General features: G+C 69.8%; 18 protein-coding genes. 6 read left to right on the top strand and 12 right to left on the bottom strand.

Annotated elements, in window-relative coordinates; translation table 11 throughout:
- Positions 1-56: 56 nt before the first annotated feature.
- Both ACXJJ3_RS35245 and ACXJJ3_RS35240 read left to right on the top strand, forming a co-directional pair.
- On the top strand, positions 57-1,355 hold the full coding sequence (locus ACXJJ3_RS35245; RefSeq protein WP_458166218.1) for a sensor histidine kinase: 1,299 nt from the start codon (positions 57-59) through the stop codon (positions 1,353-1,355).
- A complete protein-coding gene (locus tag ACXJJ3_RS35240; RefSeq protein WP_458166217.1) occupies positions 1,307-1,954 on the top strand; it encodes a LuxR C-terminal-related transcriptional regulator in 648 nt (215 codons plus the stop codon). The genes ACXJJ3_RS35245 and ACXJJ3_RS35240 overlap by 49 nt, the downstream gene beginning before the upstream one ends.
- A gap of 18 nt (positions 1,955-1,972) precedes the next feature.
- Here ACXJJ3_RS35240 and ACXJJ3_RS35235 read toward each other — a convergent pair whose 3' ends face one another.
- The 4 genes from ACXJJ3_RS35235 to ACXJJ3_RS35220 are packed head-to-tail and all read right to left on the bottom strand — an operon-like array spanning position 1,973 to position 5,268.
- Positions 1,973-2,764, bottom strand: coding sequence for an amino acid ABC transporter ATP-binding protein (locus ACXJJ3_RS35235; RefSeq protein WP_458166216.1), 792 nt, complete (start codon positions 2,762-2,764; stop codon positions 1,973-1,975).
- Positions 2,761-3,612: an amino acid ABC transporter permease gene (locus tag ACXJJ3_RS35230; protein ID WP_458166215.1), complete on the bottom strand. Its 852-nt coding sequence runs from the start codon at positions 3,610-3,612 to the stop codon at positions 2,761-2,763. Before ACXJJ3_RS35230 ends, ACXJJ3_RS35235 begins: the two co-directional genes overlap by 4 nt.
- Positions 3,609-4,460: an ABC transporter substrate-binding protein gene (locus ACXJJ3_RS35225; protein ID WP_458166214.1), complete on the bottom strand. Its 852-nt coding sequence runs from the start codon at positions 4,458-4,460 to the stop codon at positions 3,609-3,611. Before ACXJJ3_RS35225 ends, ACXJJ3_RS35230 begins: the two co-directional genes overlap by 4 nt.
- 10 nt (positions 4,461-4,470) lie before the next feature.
- Entirely contained in the window at positions 4,471-5,268 is a 798-nt protein-coding gene (locus ACXJJ3_RS35220) for a helix-turn-helix domain-containing protein (RefSeq protein WP_458166213.1), read from the bottom strand.
- 51 nt (positions 5,269-5,319) lie between these two features.
- Here ACXJJ3_RS35220 and ACXJJ3_RS35215 point away from each other — a divergent pair, with 51 nt between their 5' ends.
- Positions 5,320-6,102, top strand: coding sequence for a phytanoyl-CoA dioxygenase family protein (locus ACXJJ3_RS35215; protein ID WP_458166212.1), 783 nt, complete (start codon positions 5,320-5,322; stop codon positions 6,100-6,102).
- A gap of 30 nt (positions 6,103-6,132) precedes the next feature.
- Here the strand turns inward: ACXJJ3_RS35215 and ACXJJ3_RS35210 are convergent, their stop codons facing one another.
- The 7 genes from ACXJJ3_RS35210 to ACXJJ3_RS35180 all read right to left on the bottom strand — a co-directional run bounded on the left by ACXJJ3_RS35210 (position 6,133) and on the right by ACXJJ3_RS35180 (position 11,031).
- Positions 6,133-6,273 carry a hypothetical protein gene (locus ACXJJ3_RS35210; protein WP_458166211.1) on the bottom strand — a complete coding sequence of 47 codons (141 nt, stop codon included), beginning with the start codon at positions 6,271-6,273 and terminating at the stop codon, positions 6,133-6,135.
- An 18-nt stretch (positions 6,274-6,291) separates the two neighbouring features.
- Positions 6,292-7,338, bottom strand: coding sequence for a zeta toxin family protein (locus ACXJJ3_RS35205; RefSeq protein ID WP_458166210.1), 1,047 nt, complete (start codon positions 7,336-7,338; stop codon positions 6,292-6,294).
- The gene (locus tag ACXJJ3_RS35200; RefSeq protein ID WP_458166209.1) at positions 7,335-7,640 is read right to left on the bottom strand and encodes a hypothetical protein; all 306 of its coding nucleotides are present in this window, start codon (positions 7,638-7,640) and stop codon (positions 7,335-7,337) included. Before ACXJJ3_RS35200 ends, ACXJJ3_RS35205 begins: the two co-directional genes overlap by 4 nt.
- Positions 7,641-7,666: 26 nt before the next feature.
- Entirely contained in the window at positions 7,667-9,445 is a 1,779-nt protein-coding gene (locus ACXJJ3_RS35195) for a 3-hydroxyacyl-CoA dehydrogenase family protein (protein ID WP_458166208.1), read from the bottom strand.
- Between the two features lie 64 nt (positions 9,446-9,509).
- A complete protein-coding gene (locus tag ACXJJ3_RS35190) occupies positions 9,510-9,962 on the bottom strand; it encodes an NUDIX hydrolase (RefSeq protein WP_458171982.1) in 453 nt (150 codons plus the stop codon).
- Positions 9,962-10,843: a class I SAM-dependent methyltransferase gene (locus tag ACXJJ3_RS35185; protein WP_458166207.1), complete on the bottom strand. Its 882-nt coding sequence runs from the start codon at positions 10,841-10,843 to the stop codon at positions 9,962-9,964. Before ACXJJ3_RS35185 ends, ACXJJ3_RS35190 begins: the two co-directional genes overlap by 1 nt.
- Positions 10,840-11,031 (bottom strand): hypothetical protein, encoded by a 192-nt coding sequence (locus tag ACXJJ3_RS35180; protein ID WP_458166206.1) that lies wholly within the window; start codon positions 11,029-11,031, stop codon positions 10,840-10,842. The genes ACXJJ3_RS35185 and ACXJJ3_RS35180 overlap by 4 nt, the downstream gene beginning before the upstream one ends.
- A 49-nt stretch (positions 11,032-11,080) precedes the next feature.
- Between ACXJJ3_RS35180 and nucS the strand changes: the two genes are divergently transcribed.
- From nucS to glmS, 3 genes are all read left to right on the top strand, one after another.
- A complete protein-coding gene (gene nucS, locus ACXJJ3_RS35175) occupies positions 11,081-11,740 on the top strand; it encodes an endonuclease NucS (protein WP_458166205.1) in 660 nt (219 codons plus the stop codon).
- Between the two features lie 81 nt (positions 11,741-11,821).
- Positions 11,822-12,106 (top strand): hypothetical protein, encoded by a 285-nt coding sequence (locus tag ACXJJ3_RS35170; RefSeq protein WP_458166204.1) that lies wholly within the window; start codon positions 11,822-11,824, stop codon positions 12,104-12,106.
- 35 nt (positions 12,107-12,141) lie between these two features.
- Positions 12,142-13,962, top strand: a complete 1,821-nt coding sequence (gene glmS / locus ACXJJ3_RS35165) for a glutamine--fructose-6-phosphate transaminase (isomerizing) (protein WP_458166203.1) — start codon at positions 12,142-12,144, stop codon at positions 13,960-13,962.
- 97 nt (positions 13,963-14,059) lie between these two features.
- Here glmS and glsA read toward each other — a convergent pair whose 3' ends face one another.
- The gene (gene glsA / locus ACXJJ3_RS35160; RefSeq protein WP_458166202.1) at positions 14,060-15,469 is read right to left on the bottom strand and encodes a glutaminase A; all 1,410 of its coding nucleotides are present in this window, start codon (positions 15,467-15,469) and stop codon (positions 14,060-14,062) included.
- Positions 15,470-15,523: the final 54 nt, after the last annotated feature.

Genomic DNA, 15,523 nt, shown 5'->3' with positions numbered 1-15,523 from the left:
CCACAGGGGACTTAACACCACCGCGCCTGAGCACACGCTGAGTCATGATGGGAGACATGAGCACCGTCGCCACCACCGAAGCACCGCCGATGCGGTACCCGAAGTTCGCCCAGCCGTGGATCGCGCTGTTCCTGGCGATCCTGGCCGAGCTGGGGATCGCCCTGTTCGTGCTGAGCGTGGTGTCCGTGCCACTGATCGCGGTCTGGGTGGGCATCCCGCTACTGCTCGTGGTCGTCCCGACCGCGCGCTGGTTCGCGAACTGTCACCGCACGATCCTGGCCGGCTTCCTCGGCGAGAAGATCCCGCGGCCGTACAAGCAGCCGCCGATCCCCGGGATGCTGATGCGGCTACGGACCGTGCTGACGGACCCGCAGACCTGGCGGGACATCGCCTGGCTGCTGGTGAACGCGGTGTTCGGTTTCACGCTCTGCCTGCTCAGCGCGGTGCTCTTCCTGGCCGGGCTGTTCTATCTCGTCTACCCGCTGCTCGTCGGCGTGACGCCGGAAGGGGTCTTCACCGAGCCGTTCGGCGGGCTGGTGCACGTCAACTTCTGGACCAGCTTCCTGGTGATGCCGGTCGCGCTGGTCGCGTTCCTGATCTGGCAGGCGGCCGGCGAACGGCTGCTGAAGGCGAACGCATTCATGGCCCGCTCGCTGCTCGGCCCGACCGAGAGCGCCAAGCTGGCGATGCGGGTCCGCGAACTGTCGGAGTCCCGCGCCGAGACCGTCGACACCCAGGCGGCCGAGCTGCGCCGGATCGAGCGCGACCTGCACGACGGCGCCCAGGCCCGGCTGGCCGCGCTCAGCATGAACCTCGGGATGGCCGAGGAGATGGTGGCGCGGGACCCGGCCCAGGCCGCGGCGCTGCTCACCGAGGCCCGGGAGTCCGCGAGTACGGCGCTGTCCGAGCTGCGCGACCTGGTCCGCGGCATCCATCCGCCGGTGCTCGCCGACCGCGGGCTCGAGGGTGCGGTCAAGGCGCTCGCGCTGACCTGCCCGTTCAAGGTCGACGTCACGTTCGACGTGCCCGGCCGGCCGGCCGCGCCGGTCGAGTCCGCGGCGTACTTCGCGGTCGCCGAATGCCTCGCGAACGCGGTCAAGTACTCGGCCGCCACGAACGCCTGGATCCAGATCACCCACGAGGACGAGAAGCTGCACATGATCGTCGGGGACGACGGCGTGGGAGGCGCCACCGTCACGCCCGGCGGAGGTCTGTACGGTATCGAGCGGCGGCTGGCCGCCTTCGACGGTACGTTGACCGTGGTGAGCCCGAACGCCGGGCCGACCACCGTGATCATGGAGCTGCCTTGCGAGTCCTCATCGCTGAAGACCACGCCCTCCTCCGGGACGGCCTGATCCGCCTGCTGGAGGCGCACGACTTCGAGGTCGTGGAAGCGGTCGACAACGGGCCCCGGCTGGTGCCCGCGCTCGTCGAGCACCGGCCGGACGTCGCGGTCGTCGACGTCCGGCTGCCACCGACGTTCACCGACGAGGGCCTGCGGGCCGCGATCGACGCCCGCCTCCAGGTCCCCGGCCTGCCGATCCTGGTGCTCTCGCAGTACGTCGAGCAGCTGTACGCGCGCGAGCTGCTCACCGGCGGCGGAGGCGGCGTCGGGTACCTGCTCAAGGACCGGGTGTCGAACGTCGCCGAGTTCCTGGACGCGGTCCGCCGGGTCGCGGGCGGCGGGACCGCGATGGACCCGGACGTGATCGGTCAGCTGCTGGCCCGCAGTACCAAGGACTCCCCGGTCAGCCGGCTCACGCCGCGCGAGTCCGAGGTCCTCGGCCTGATGGCCGAGGGCCGCTCGAACGCCGCGATCGCGAGCGCGCTGTTCGTCACCGAGAAGGCGGTCAGCAAGCACACCAACAACATCTTCGCCAAGCTCGACCTGCCGCCGTCCGAGGACGACAACCGCCGGGTGATGGCGGTCCTCACCTACCTGTCGTCGCGGTAGGGGCGGGTCTCCAGGCCATCACAATCGCCGGTCATCGCGGCCTGCAGGCGGGGCCTGCGGCCGGACGGCCAATTGTGATGGCCTGGAGATCCGGCTGAGGAACTCCCGGGTGCGAGGCTCCCGCGGGTCGTCCAGCAGCTGCCCGGGCGGTCCGACCTCGAGCGGGCGCCCGTGGTGCAGGAAGCAGACCTGGTCGGCGACGTCGCGGGCGAAGGCCATCTCGTGCGTGGACACGACCATCGTCATGCCCTCGGACTTGAGCTCGCGGAGCAGGTCGAGGACCTCGCCGACGAGCTCCGGATCGAGGGCGGACGTGACCTCGTCGAGCAGCATCAGCTGCGGTGAGTTGACCATCGCGCGGGCGATCGCGGCTCGCTGCTGCTGACCGCCGGACAGCTCGTCGGGTTTGGCCGAGGCCTTGTCCGCCAGGCCGACGCGGTCCAGCATCTGCAAGGCCCGGGCGCGGGCGGCAGCGCGTGGTTGGCGGTGCACGCGGATCGGGGCCAGCGTGATGTTGTCCAGCACGGTGAGGTGCGGGAACAGGTTGTACGACTGGAACACGATGCCGATGCCGGACCGCACCTTGTCGGCGTCCACGCGCGGGTCGGTGATGTCCTCGCCGGCCAGCTCGATTACGCCGTCGTCGACGGTCTCCAGCAGGTTCACGCAACGCAGCAGCGTCGACTTCCCGGAGCCGGACGCCCCGATCAGTACGACGCACTCCCCCGCCGCGACATCCAGGTCGAACCCGTCCAGCACGACGTTGTCGCCGTACGCCTTCCGCACTCCGCGCATCCTGAGCAGACTCATACCGGACCCCCTCCGCCGCCGTACCAGCCCTGTCTGCGGGCCACGTAGTCGGTCAGCCGCGTCAACGGGATCGTCAGCGCGACGAACAGCAGGCCGGCCACGACGTACGGCGTGAAGTTGAAGTCCTCGGCCGTCTCCAGCTGGGCGGCCCGGATCGCGTCGATCACCCCGAGGACCGCGATCAGGCCGGAGTCCTTCTGCAGGCTGACGAAGTCGTTCAGCAGCGGCGGCAGCACCCGTCGTACCGCCTGCGGCAGGACGACGAAGCGGAGCGTCTGGCGGTACGTCAGCCCGAGCGACCGCGCCGCCGCCCGCTGGGACGGATGCACGGACTCGATCCCGGCGCGGAACACCTCCGCGACGTACGACGAGTAGGTCAGCACCAGCGCGGCGCCGCCCCAGATCACCGCCTGGTTCGGCAGCCCGCGCAACTGCAACGCCGGTACGCCGAAGCCGAGCAGGAAGATCACCAGCAGCAACGGCAACCCGCGGAACACGTCCGTGTACGCCGCCGCGAACACGCGGAGCGGGAAGAAGATCGGCCCGCGCAACGTGCGCATGATCGCCAGCGTCATCCCGAAGACGACGATCAGCACCGCGCAGACCAGCATCACCCGGACGTTCAGCCAGAGGCCCTGGGCAACGATCGGCAACGCCTGCCAGCCGCGGTGGACGTCGAAGAACGTCGCCCGGACCCGCGGCCAGCCCGGCGTGGAACCGATGCCTACGACAACCAACGCGAGCAGCACCAGCGAGCTGACGACGGCGATCAGCGTCGACCGCCGCGCCTGCCTGGTCCGATACGCGATCCGCTCTTGCTGGAGCTTCGACGGTTGCCAGGTACTCACGACAGTTCGGGCGCGCCGGACTCGGTGAGGTACTGCTTCTGCAGGTTCGCCAGCGTGCCGTCGGTCCGCAGCGCGTCGACCGCCTGGCTGACGCAGCCGGTCAGCTTCGAGCCCTTCGCGAGCACGAACCCGAACTGCTCGGCCTTACCGCCGGCCGGCAGTTGCCCGACGATCTTGCCGTTGTCGAGCTGCGCCGAGGTCATGTAGAACGCGGTCGGCAGGTCCACCACGATGCCGTCGATCTGCTTGTTCTTCAGCGCCTGCACGGCCAGGTCGTTGGTGTCGAATACGGCCGGGGTCTGCTTGGGCTTCACGACGTCGCGCAGCTCGGTGTAACTCGTCGTACCGACCTGGGCACCGAGCTTCGCGTCGGCGAGGTCGGCCAGCGACTTCGCGTTCGCGATCTTGCTGCCCGCGGTGGTGATCACGGTCTGGCGGACGTCATAGTACCCGGAGGAGAAGTCGACGGCCTTGCTGCGCTCCTCGGAGATCGACACCTGGTTCACGTCCAGGTCGAACGCCTTCGGGCCGGGCGCGAACGCGGTGTTGAACTGCACCGTCTGCCACTTCACCTCGGCCTGCTCGAACCCGAGCTTCTTCGCCACCGCGTACGTGACCGCCGACTCGTAGCCCTTGCCGTTGCCCGGGTCGTTGTTGCTGAACCACGGCTCGTACGCCGGCTTGTCGGTGCCGACCGTCAACGTCCCGGCCGTCTTGACCGCCAGCTTGTCCTTCGCGCAGGCATCCGCGCCCGACGGCGTCGACGTACCGGAGGCGTTGTTGTCCTCCGGCGCACACGCTGCCAGCCCCACGACCGCCAGCACGGCGAGCCCCACCACAATTCTCATGCGCAGAACTCTAAGACCTCCGACGGTACGCCGTCGGACTCGATCCGGTGTGCAGACGGAAGCGGGTGGAGAAGTAGAGCGGGTCGGCGTACCCGACCTGGGCGGCGACCGCGGCGACCGGGCGGCTGGTGAGCTCGAGGAGGCGGGCGGCGGCGTCCAGGCGGCGGTGCTCGACGAACTGCTGCGGGGTGACGCCGAGCTGCGCGCGGAACAGGTGCGCGAACCGGGAGACGCTCAGGTTCACCGCTTTGGCCAGCCGCGGTACGTCGAGGTTCGCGGTCAGGTCCTGGTCGATCAGCTCGATCGCACGCAGCAGGCGGTCGTCGATCTGGACCGCCTTCGGGTTCTGGGTGTCGCACCAGAGCAGGGCGGCCTCAAGCGAGTTCGCGCTCAGCTGCTCGGCCTGCGGGAGCACGCTGTGCTGATGCCGTACGGCGTCTCTCAGGTGGTCGGCGATCCGGTCGAACGTCGGCTGGGCCGGGTGCAGCTGGACGATGCCGGGGGCAATCTCGGGCCAGTCGAGCAGCGGCAGCCAGTCGGGTTTCGGGTGCATGTGCGAGTACAGGAACAGCCAGCGGTCGCCGACCGTCGCGTAGTCGTGTTCGGTGCCTGGTCTGACCAGGGTCACCGAGCCCGGCGCGGCGGCGACCTGCCCGAATCGTCCCTGGCCATCGAGCGTCTGCACCAGCAGCCAGTCGGTCGTCCCGCGGCGCCGGTAGGTCGCGTACTCAGGCCCTTCGGCGAACTCGCCGACCACCAGGCGACGTACCTTCGGGTGCGGCGACTCAGCAGGATATCGAAGGTTCACAGCTCGATAGGGTATCGCTCGGCCCCGGTCCGCGGCCGGATCCTTGGTGGTATGACAGTCGCCGAGGTTTACCGGCGGGACGGCATCGTCCAGGTCCCGCAGCTGCTCGAACCCGCCGAGGTCGAGCGGATCAGGAAGGTCTACATGGAGCAGGTCGAGGCCGACCTGTCCCTCGCCCACGACGACGGGGTCCCCGACGACGACCCGCTGAAGAAGTACCCGCGGTTCGTGCACCCGCACCGGCGCACCGACACCGAGGCCGGTGAGCTCGCGCTGCAACTGATGCTCGACGACCGGATCCTCGATGTCGTCCAGGCTCTGATCGGCCCGCCGCTCGGCGCCCAGTCGATGTTCTACTTCAAGCCCCCGGGCGCCCGCGGCCAGGCCCTGCACCAGGACAACACGTTCCTCCGCGCCGACCCCGAGACCTGCCTCGCCGCCTGGATCGCGATCGACGACGTCGACTCCGCGAACGGCGGCCTCCAGGTCGTCCCCGGCTCGCACCGCACCGAACTCCTCTGCCCCGAACCGGCCGACATGACCGAGTCCTTCAGCAACGCCCAGGTGAAGATCCCCGAAGGCCTCTCCAAGGTCCAGACCAAGATGACCGCCGGCGACGTCCTGTTCTTCCACGGCAGCGTCGTCCACGGCTCCCGCCCCAACTCCACCCCCGACCGCTTCCGCCGCGCCCTGATCTTCCATTACATCCCCGAGGACAGCGTCGAGATCGCCTCCTTCTACAACCCGCTCATCCGCCCCGACCACCGCGAAACAGTCCTCCCCGAAGCCATCGGCGGCGGCCCCTGCGGCGACTACGCCGAGATGGAGCCCTAAGGTCGACGCCCTGCACCCGGATCGCCCGGCTCAGGCACCCTCCACCAGACCCGGTGCCGCGACCAGCCACGGAAGGTGCGTGTGGTCCTGAAGGCTTACCTCGTGGTTGTTCAGGAGGACCTGGGTCGATGATCCGCCGACCTCGACGGTGAGTAAGGCCTCCTCGGGCATGGGTGCAGGGTAGCCGGGTCAGCGGTCGAGGGTTTGGTTCGGGCTGGAGCGGGGTGGGGTTGTGGGGCGGGAGCTGTCGTCGCGGGACGGTGCGGCGCTGCCTTGTGCGGGTGCGATGCCGGTGGAGGCGACGCGGTGGGTGTTGGCGAGGCGGGCGTCGATGCGGTTCTCCGGAACGACCGGGCGGCCGTGGTCCGCCGGGGCGGCGCGTGCGACCTGGCGTTGCATCGCCTCGCTGACCACGTCGCGGACCGGTTCGGCCAGGTCGGGCTCGTGCCGGAGCAGGCCGACCGCGGTACGCCGGAAGTGGTCGATCTCGGCCGGGGTCGGCGGGCGCTCTCGCTCGTCGAGGATCGCCTGGCGGGCGCCGGGCTCGCGCTCCATCGTGCCGTCCGGCAGCCGGTGGTTCTCGAACAACACGTTGCCGTCGCGGTCGACCACGTAGATGTCGTCGACGTACGCCTGCGACTCCAGTGCATGCGCAGCATCCGGCGCACCCCGATACGCCTGATCGTGCAACCGCGGATCAACCCACCGCCCGATGCCGTTGTCGTCGACGGCTTGCTGGTACCGGTCCGCCACGCTGAGCAGGCTGTTCGCGTCGTTCGTCGCAACGTAGACCACGGCAACCCGGTAGCCCTCGTCGGCGAAGCCGTCGACCCACTGCTTCGCGCCCTGCTCCCACGACATCGGCGCACTCGCCACCACGTCGTACTGCGACTCGCCCCGAGTCAAGTGGTCCATGCACCGCTTGTGCAGGTCCGGCGGCAGGCTCTCGTGCACGTCCCGATGCGCGTCGAGCTTGCCCTTGCTCAGGATCGCGCGGTACCGCGGATGCGCTTTGGCGTTGTCGTCGAAGTCGTACGTCGCCGTCGTCTCGGCGCCGAGAGCGCGCTGGACGAGTTCTTGGGTGGTCGACTTGCCGGCGCCGGGCTGGCCGGCGACCAGGACGGCCAGCGCGCGGATCCCGGGCAGCCGCGACGGCCGCGACGGCGGTGTGATCTGCTCGATCCGCCGGGCGGTGACGGCGTCGCCCTCGGCCGGGGTCAGCGCGAGGTCGTTCATTCGCCGAGTTCGGCGCGCAATCGCGCGAGGAGGGCCGGATAGGTGCGCAGTACTTCCTGCCGCTCCTCAGGCGTCATCGAACCCCGGCGTCGGAACTCCTCGTCGTACTGCGCGCGCTTCGCGAGCAGCTCGTCGCGGCGGGCGTCGTCGGTCTCCAGATGAACCAACGAGTTGTAACAGGTCGCTACACCCTCGATCAGGTTGCGGACACGTTCGCGTTCCTTGCGTTCCTCGTGGGTCATCGGGGGAACGTACTGGCCGCCGAGTGCCTCGGTGATGTGTTTCTTGTGCTCATCGGGCATGTACGCAGCGTAGCGCTGCGGTTGGATCAGTTGGTGTAGTCGCGGAAGCCTCGGTCGGTTTTGCGGCCTAGGTAGCCGGCGGTGACGAGGTGTTCTAGGAGGGGGGCGGGGGCGAAGCCTGGTTCGCGGAATTCCAGGTAGAGGGTGCGTTGGATGGCCAGCGAGACGTCCAGGCCGACGACGTCGAGGAGGGCGAAGGGGCCCATCGGGAGGCGGCAGCCGAGTTTCATGGCGGCGTCGATGTCGTCGACGCCGGCGTAGTGCGCCTCGAGCATCCGGACGGCGTCGTTCAGGTACGGGAACAGCAGGGCGTTGACGATGAAGCCGGCCCGGTCGCCGCAGCGGACCGGGTGTTTGCCGGCGGCAACGGCTACCGCGGCGACGGTGTCGGCGACCTCGGGGGCGGTGCTGACCGTGCTGACCACCTCGACCAGCTGCATCACCGGTGCGGGGTTGAAGAAGTGCAGGCCGACGACGTCGGCGGGGCGGTGGGTGGCCATCGCGAGGTCGATGACCGGCAGCGACGAGGTCGTGGTGGCCAGGATCGCGCCAGGCTTGCAGATCTCGTCGAACGACTCGAACAGCGCCTGCTTGACGCTCAGCTCCTCCACCACGGCCTCGATCACGAGATCCACCGACGCGAGGTCGTCGAGCTTGGCCGTACCGGTCACCCGGCGCAGCGCGGCGTCGCGCTCGTCCGAGGAGAGCTTGCCGCGCTGGACGCCCTTCTCCAGCGAGCGTTCCAGTACGCCGCGGACCCGCTCGACCTTCTCGGTACCGCGGGCCACGTACAGCACGTCGTACCCGGCCTTCGCGAGCACCTCGACGATGCCGACCGCCATCGTCCCGGAGCCGACCACGCCGACCTGCCGGATCGTGCGGATCGCCGGCCCCTCGGCGGAGACCACCGGGGTGTTCTCGTCGTCGACCACGACCGGCGAGTCGGCCGCCTCGTAGGTGTAGAAGCCGCGCCCGGTCTTCCGGCCGAGCAGCCCGGCGGTGACCATCTGCTTGAGGATCGGCGCCGGCGCGTGCAGCCGGTTCCGGCCCTGCTTGTACATGGTGTCGAGGATCTCGTACGCCGTGTCCAGCCCGATCAGGTCGAGCAGCGCCAGCGGACCCATCGGGTACCCGCAGCCGAGCCGCATCGCCGCGTCCACGTCCTCACGGGTCGCGTACTTCGACTCGACCATCGACACCGCGTGGTTCAGGTAGCCGAACAGCAGCGCGTTCGCGATGAACCCGGCCCGGTCCGCGGCCACGACCGGCACTTTGTCGAGCCGCCGGGCGAGCGCCTGAACGTCGTCGACCACGTCCGGCTCGGTGACGACGGTCTTGATCACCTCGACGAACTCCTGCACCGGCGCCGGGTTGAAGAAGTGCATGCCGACGACGCGCCGTGGCCGCTGGGTGGCGACCGAGATCTCGGTGACCGACAGCGACGAGGTGTTGGTGGCCAGGATCGCGTCCTCGCGGACGATCTTGTCCAGCGTCGCGAAGATCTCGCGCTTCAGCTCGAGCCGCTCGACGACCGCCTCGATCACCAGGTCGCAGTCCGCGAGCGCCTCCATCGTGGTCGCGAACGTGACCCGGTCGAACAGCGCCTGCTGGTCCTCGACCGACAGCTTGCCGCGCTTCACGGCCCGGTCGGTGGAGTGCTGGATGTGCCCGCGGCCGCGCGCGGCGGCGTCCTCGTCCCGCTCGACGCCGACCACGGCCAGCCCGTGCCGCGCGAACACCTCGGCGATCCCGGCGCCCATCGTGCCGAGACCCACCACACCCACCGTCGTCAATTCCCGAGCCATGCTGTGCACTATGCCAGTCCGGATACTGGTCCGCCCATGAGTTGCGTCACCGGGGAGGTCAACCTCACACGGGCTCGTCGAGGACGACCGGGGTCACCGACCAGCCGTCGAGGAGCCACCCCGGGTCGGGCGCGCCCTGGAGCGCTGCCGCGATCGGCCGGGGGCGTAGGTCCCGTGCCGTCAGCTCGGCCAACGGCAACCACACGGGACGGTAGCTGCCGCGCTCGGATTCCGCCGTACTGGCGAACTCCGGCCCGTCGCCGGTGCCGAACTCGCCGCCGATCACCTCCGCGGTGAAGTAGTGCTGCGTACTGTCGCCGAAGTGCACAACGGCGACCGCGTCCCGGATCTTCACCAGCAGCCCGAGCTCCTCGTACACCTCCCGCCGCGCCGCCTCCGCCAGGCTCTCCCCGTCCTCCACCTGCCCACCGGGAAGCACGTGGTACGTCGCCCCGTCCCGGACCCGCTCGATCGCCGCGAGCCCGTCGGCCGTGATCAGTACGACGCCGGCCCGCATCACGCCCGCACCGCCAGCACCTGGAACCAGGTGCCGATCGTCGACTCGGTCCGTTCGAGCCGCTCCACCGTCCACCCGCACGCGGTCAGCAGGTCGCGCAGCGGAGCCTCCGGCCAGAGCACGAAGTGCCGCGGCAGGTCCAGGTGCCGGCTCGACCACTCCTCCCCCGTGCCCTCCCGGGTCGCGAAGGCCAGGACGGGCGCGCACCGGGCCGACTTCCGCAGTACGGCGGTCAGCTCGGCGCGGTCGAAGTGCAGGAACACCGCGCTCGAGTACACCGCGGCGTACGGGCCGCCGTACTCGTCGGTGAGCGCGTTCAGCTCGTCGGCCTCGTACCCGTCGGCGCGCATCATCTCGACGAACGCCCGGGTCGCGTCGGTACGGCGGACGTCGTACCCGCGGCGCTCGAGCTCGATCGCGTCCCGGCCGGTGCCGCTGCCGATCTCAAGCACCCGTCCGCCCGCGGCGAGGCGGCCGGCGAGCAGGTCGATCAGTGCGTGGTGGGGGTCCTTCGGGATCGTGTCGCGGTACTTCTCCGGGGCCTGCTCGTAGGCGGCCAGCGTGAGCTCGTTGTCCGAGGCAACCCGGGTCCAGCCGTCGCCCGTGTGCTCGACGACCGCAGGCAGTCTGAGACCGAGGTCGAGCCCGAGCACCACGACGGCCTCGCCACGGTGCAGGTCGGCGATCGCCTGCAGTTCGGCCTCCGGGTGCTGGGTCAGCTCCGGTACGACGGTCAGCCGGACGCCGAGGTGCTCCGCGAGCCGGGAGCCGGCGGCCGCCTCGAACGGGCCGGCGTACACCTGGACGACCCGCTCACCGACCTCCGGGTCCTGGCCGTCGGCGGGCAGCAGCAGGATCCGGGCAGGGCACATCAGGTTCATCGGGCGACGTACTCCAGGGCCTCGGCGGCGAACTCGGCCCAGACGTCGGACCGGGTGAGCGGGGTCTTCACCCACTCCTTGATCGGCCTCCCCATACCCGAATCGACCTGTTCTACTCCGGGACCCGCCGGCGCGGCCGCGACCTCGTCGTACGCCGCCACCGCCGCGGAACTCGCCTTCGGCATCATGCTCACCACCTTCCCACTCCGGACGGCTCGTGCACTACGGTGCTTTCTCGTGCGCTTGGTGATTGCTACGTGTTCTGTTGACTACTCGGGGCGGCTGACGGCTCATCTGCCGATGGCGCCCCGGCTGCTGATGGTCAAGGCGGACGGTTCGGTGCTGATCCATGCCGACGGCGGGTCGTACAAACCGCTGAACTGGATGTCGCCGCCGTGCAAGCTGACCGAGGAGGAGGGGGTCTGGAGCGTCACCAACAAGGCGGGTGAGGAGCTCCGGATCACGCTCGAGGAGGTGCACAGTGACACCTCCTACGAGCTCGGGCAGGACCCCGGGCTGATCAAGGACGGTGTCGAGGCGCACCTGCAGGAGCTGCTCGCCGAGCACGTGCAGACCTTCGGCGAGGGCTGGACGCTGGTACGGCGCGAGTACCCGACCGCGATCGGCCCGGTCGACCTGCTGCTCCGCGACGCCGACGGCAAGCACGTCGCGGTCGAGATCAAGCGCCGCGGCGAGATCGACGGCGTCGAGCAGCTCACCCGGTACGTCGAGCTGCTGAACCGGGACCCGCTGCTCGCGCCGGTGCGCGGCATCTTCGCGGCCCAGCTGATCAAGCCGCAGGCGCAGTTCCTCGCGACCGATCGCGGACTCGAGTGCCTGACGGTCGACTACGACGCACTCCGCGGCATGGAGTCCGACGTACTCCGGCTGTTCTAGATCCTCCTGACAAAGCAGTAATTTTGCCCGATTTCGGGCAGGAGCTTTGCCATCGCCCCCGAAACACTGCATGGTTGACGGGTGATCAGTGAGGCGGCGGCCGTGGAGCCGGTCGACGAGCTGGCCGATCAGGTCAGCCGGACGACCGGACTGCCGGCGGAGGTCGCGCGGCGCGTGGTCGCCGACGTACTGGCCTATTTCACCGAGACGACCGAGGAGTACGTCCGGCGCCGGCACCGTGAGCTGCAGACCTACGGCGCCCGCAACGACGAGATCTTCGCCCGGCTCGGCACCGAGCTCCGGCACTGGCCGGTCCGCTCGCCCGAACTCTCCGCCCGGCAACTGCGACGGATCGTCTACGGCTGACGGGCACGCTCAAACCTACGAAGGGGCACCACTACATGTGCGGAATCGTCGGGTACGTCGGCACCAAGCCGGCCGCGCCCATCCTGGTGGACGGCCTGGCCCGGCTGGAGTACCGGGGCTACGACTCGGCAGGCGTCGCCGTCGTCGGGTCCAGCGAGCTCAAGGTGCACAAGGACGCCGGACGGGTCCGTGAGCTGGAGGCCTCGCTGCCGAAGCGGTTCGGCGGCAAGCTCGGCATCGGCCACACCCGGTGGGCCACCCACGGCGGTCCGAGCAAGGACAACGCGCACCCGCACGCCAGCGGCAACGAGCGGATCGCGGTCGTGCACAACGGCATCTTCGACAACGCCGCGGCGATCCGCAGCCAGCTCGAGGACGCCGGCGTCAAGCTCCGCTCGGAGACCGACACCGAGGTCCTCGCGCACCTGATCGAGCAGTCCGACGGCTCCACGCTCGAGGAGAAGGTGCTCGCGGCGCTGCACCGGATCGAGGGTACGTACGGCATCGCGGTCGTCGACCTGGACTTCCCGGACCGGATCGTGGTGGCCCGCAACGGCAGCCCGCTGATCCTCGGCATCGGCGACGGCGAGATGCACATCGCCTCCGACGCGGCCGCGCTGATCCGCTACACCCGGCAGGTCGTGTACTTGGACGACGGCGAGCTCGCGACCGTGCGCGCCGACGGGTACCGCACGTTCACGCAGGACGCGTCGCCGACCACGAAGACCGCGAAGACCGTGGAGTGGGAGGCCGAGGAGTTCGAGCGCGGGCTGCACGAGCACTTCATGATGAAGGAGATCCACGAGCAGCCGGACGCGGTCGGCCGGGTCACCCGGGGCCGGCTGGACGAGCGGTTCCACACCGTGCACCTCGGCGGCCTGAACATGGACGCCCGCGAGGCGCGCGAGATCAAGCGGGTCAAGATCCTCGGCTGCGGCTCGGCGTACTACGCCGGTCAGATGGGCGCACAGTTCATCGAGGAGGTCGCGCGGATCCCCGCCGACGCCGAGCCGGCCTCGGAGTTCCGGTACCGGAACCCGGTGGTGGAGCGGGACACGCTGTACGTCGCGGTGTCGCAGTCCGGCGAGACGCTCGACACGCTGGTCGCCGTCCAGGAGCTGAAGCGCAAGGGCGGACGCGTCATCGGGCTGGTGAACGCGGTCGGGTCGAGCATCGCGCGGGAGGTCGACGGCGGGGTGTACCTGCACGCCGGTCCCGAGGTGTCGGTGGCGTCGACGAAGGCGCTGACCAACATGGCGGTCGGATTCGCGATGCTGGGGATCCATCTCGGCCGGATCCGGGACGTGTCGCCCGCCGACGGGCGGCGGCTGATCGAGGGCCTGAAGAAGCTGCCCGAGGACATCGCCGCGATCGTCGCCCAGGAGCAGGAACTGGCCGAGATCGCCGGCCGGCTGGCGCAGCACGAGTCGCTGTTCTTCGTTGGTCGCACCCGCGGCTACCCGGTGGCGCGCGAGGGTGCGCAGAAGCTGAAGGAGATCTCGTACCGGCATGCGGAGGCTTATCAGACGTCGGAGCTGAAGCACGGCCCGCTCGCGCTGATCTCGCCGGACGTGCCGAGCGTCGCGATCGTCCCCGACGACGAACTGGTGGACCGCAACATCGGCGCATTGCACGAGATCGGCGCCCGCTCAGGGCCGCTGTACGTCGTCACGCATCCCGGCGTCGACATCCCTGACGGGGTCGCGGCGAAGATCGTCGTCCCGAAGAACGAGCCCGAACTGGACCCGATCCTGCTGACCATCCCGCTGCAGATCATCGCGTACTACGCGGCGGTCGCCCTCGGCCACGACGTAGACAAGCCACGCAACCTCGCCAAGTCGGTCACGGTCGAGTAGTTCCGGACCGCCAGGCCATCACAATCGCACCACCACGGCCCCCGCCACGCTCAGCGCGGCGGGGGCCGCTGGATTGTGATGGCCTGGGAGTCCCCGCCTACAGCTGTTGGCTTGGGGACGGTGCGCGGCGGGTGGTGGCTGCGGGCTGGGTCGGCGTAGCGGTGGTGGGGGTGGTGGTGCCGGGGCGGGGTAGGCCGCTGAGGGCGTGGTCGGCTGCGCTGGCGGCTTCGGCTCGGCGGTCGGCCTGGTTGAGGGTGCGGTCAGGGCCGAGGGCGCGGTACGGGTGCAGGTTGAAGTCGGCGACCAGGCGTTGGCTGACCTCCACGCCGCGGACCGAGTTGCCGGCGGCGTCCAGCCGGGGTGAGAACGTGACGACGGCGAGGCGTTTCGACGGGACGACCAGCAGTACGTTGCCGGACACACCACTCTTGGCGGGCAGCCCGACCCGGTCGGAGAACTTGCCGGAGTCGTTGTACATCCCGCTGTGCCCCATCACCGACAGCACCCGCCCGGCGGTGTCCTGCGAGAACACCCGCTCCCCGGAGTACGGCGCCACCCCGCCGTTCGCGAGCGTCGCGCCCGCCGCCGCGAGCCGCCGCGCATCCACCTCGAGCGAACACACCTGAAAGTAGAAGTCGGCCGTCCGCGCCGCGCCGTCCTCACCCGGGTCGGCCTTCAGCATGTCCGCGGCCTTCATCAGGCTCGCGAGCCCGCGGTTCCCGTCGCCGGTCGCCTTCTCCGCCAGGTACGTCTCCTGGTCGAACCCCGGCGCCTCCCCCATCATCCGCGTCCACGTCCCGCGCACGGTCCGGTACCGGTCGCTCGTTTGCTTGCCGTGGTCAACCAACGCGAGCGTCGCCATCGCTCCGGCGTTGATCATCGGGTTGTGCGGCCGGCGTCCGTCGCCGAGCGACAGCCGGTAGTCGTTGAACGTCCCGCCGCTCTGCTCCTGCCCGACCCACTGGTGTACTTCGGCCGGCCCCAACTGCTCCAACGCCATCGCATAGCTGAACGGCTTCGACGTCGACTGCACGCTGAACCCGGCGTCGGCGTCCCCGATCGAGTACGTCTGCCCGTCCGCACTACAGATCGCGATCCCGAACCGTTCCGGGTCCGCGTCCCGCAGCGTCGGGATGTAGTCCGCGTTCGCCCCGTCCCGGTTCGGCAGTACGTCGGCGTAGATCGCCTCGACGCCGCGCGCGAACTCCCGGAACTCGTCCGCCGGCACTGCCAGCTCATCGTTCAGCGCCCGGTCCACGAGCCCGTCGCCGTACTGCGCGATCGCGGCGAACTGCCGGAACTCCAGCTGCACCGGCTGACTGTCGACCCCGATCGCCCGCCCGTCCGGGTCCCGTACGTCGGCGAGCGCCGCGCGGACCCGCGGATCGCCCGGCTGGATCCCGGCGCGGCCGAGGGCGCTGAGCAGTTCCCACGCCCAGATCCGGCCGTCGTCGTCCTTGTCGAGCGCCTCGAACGACCTGAACAGCTGCGGCGGAGATACGTCCATGGCCGAAGCCTGGCTGCCGTGTGTTTCCGTCGCGGTCACCGCACGTTACGCCGA

It is taken from the genome of Kribbella sp. WER1 (genome assembly GCF_054189145.1).
This window is presented reverse-complemented; position numbering and strand designations above follow the sequence as displayed.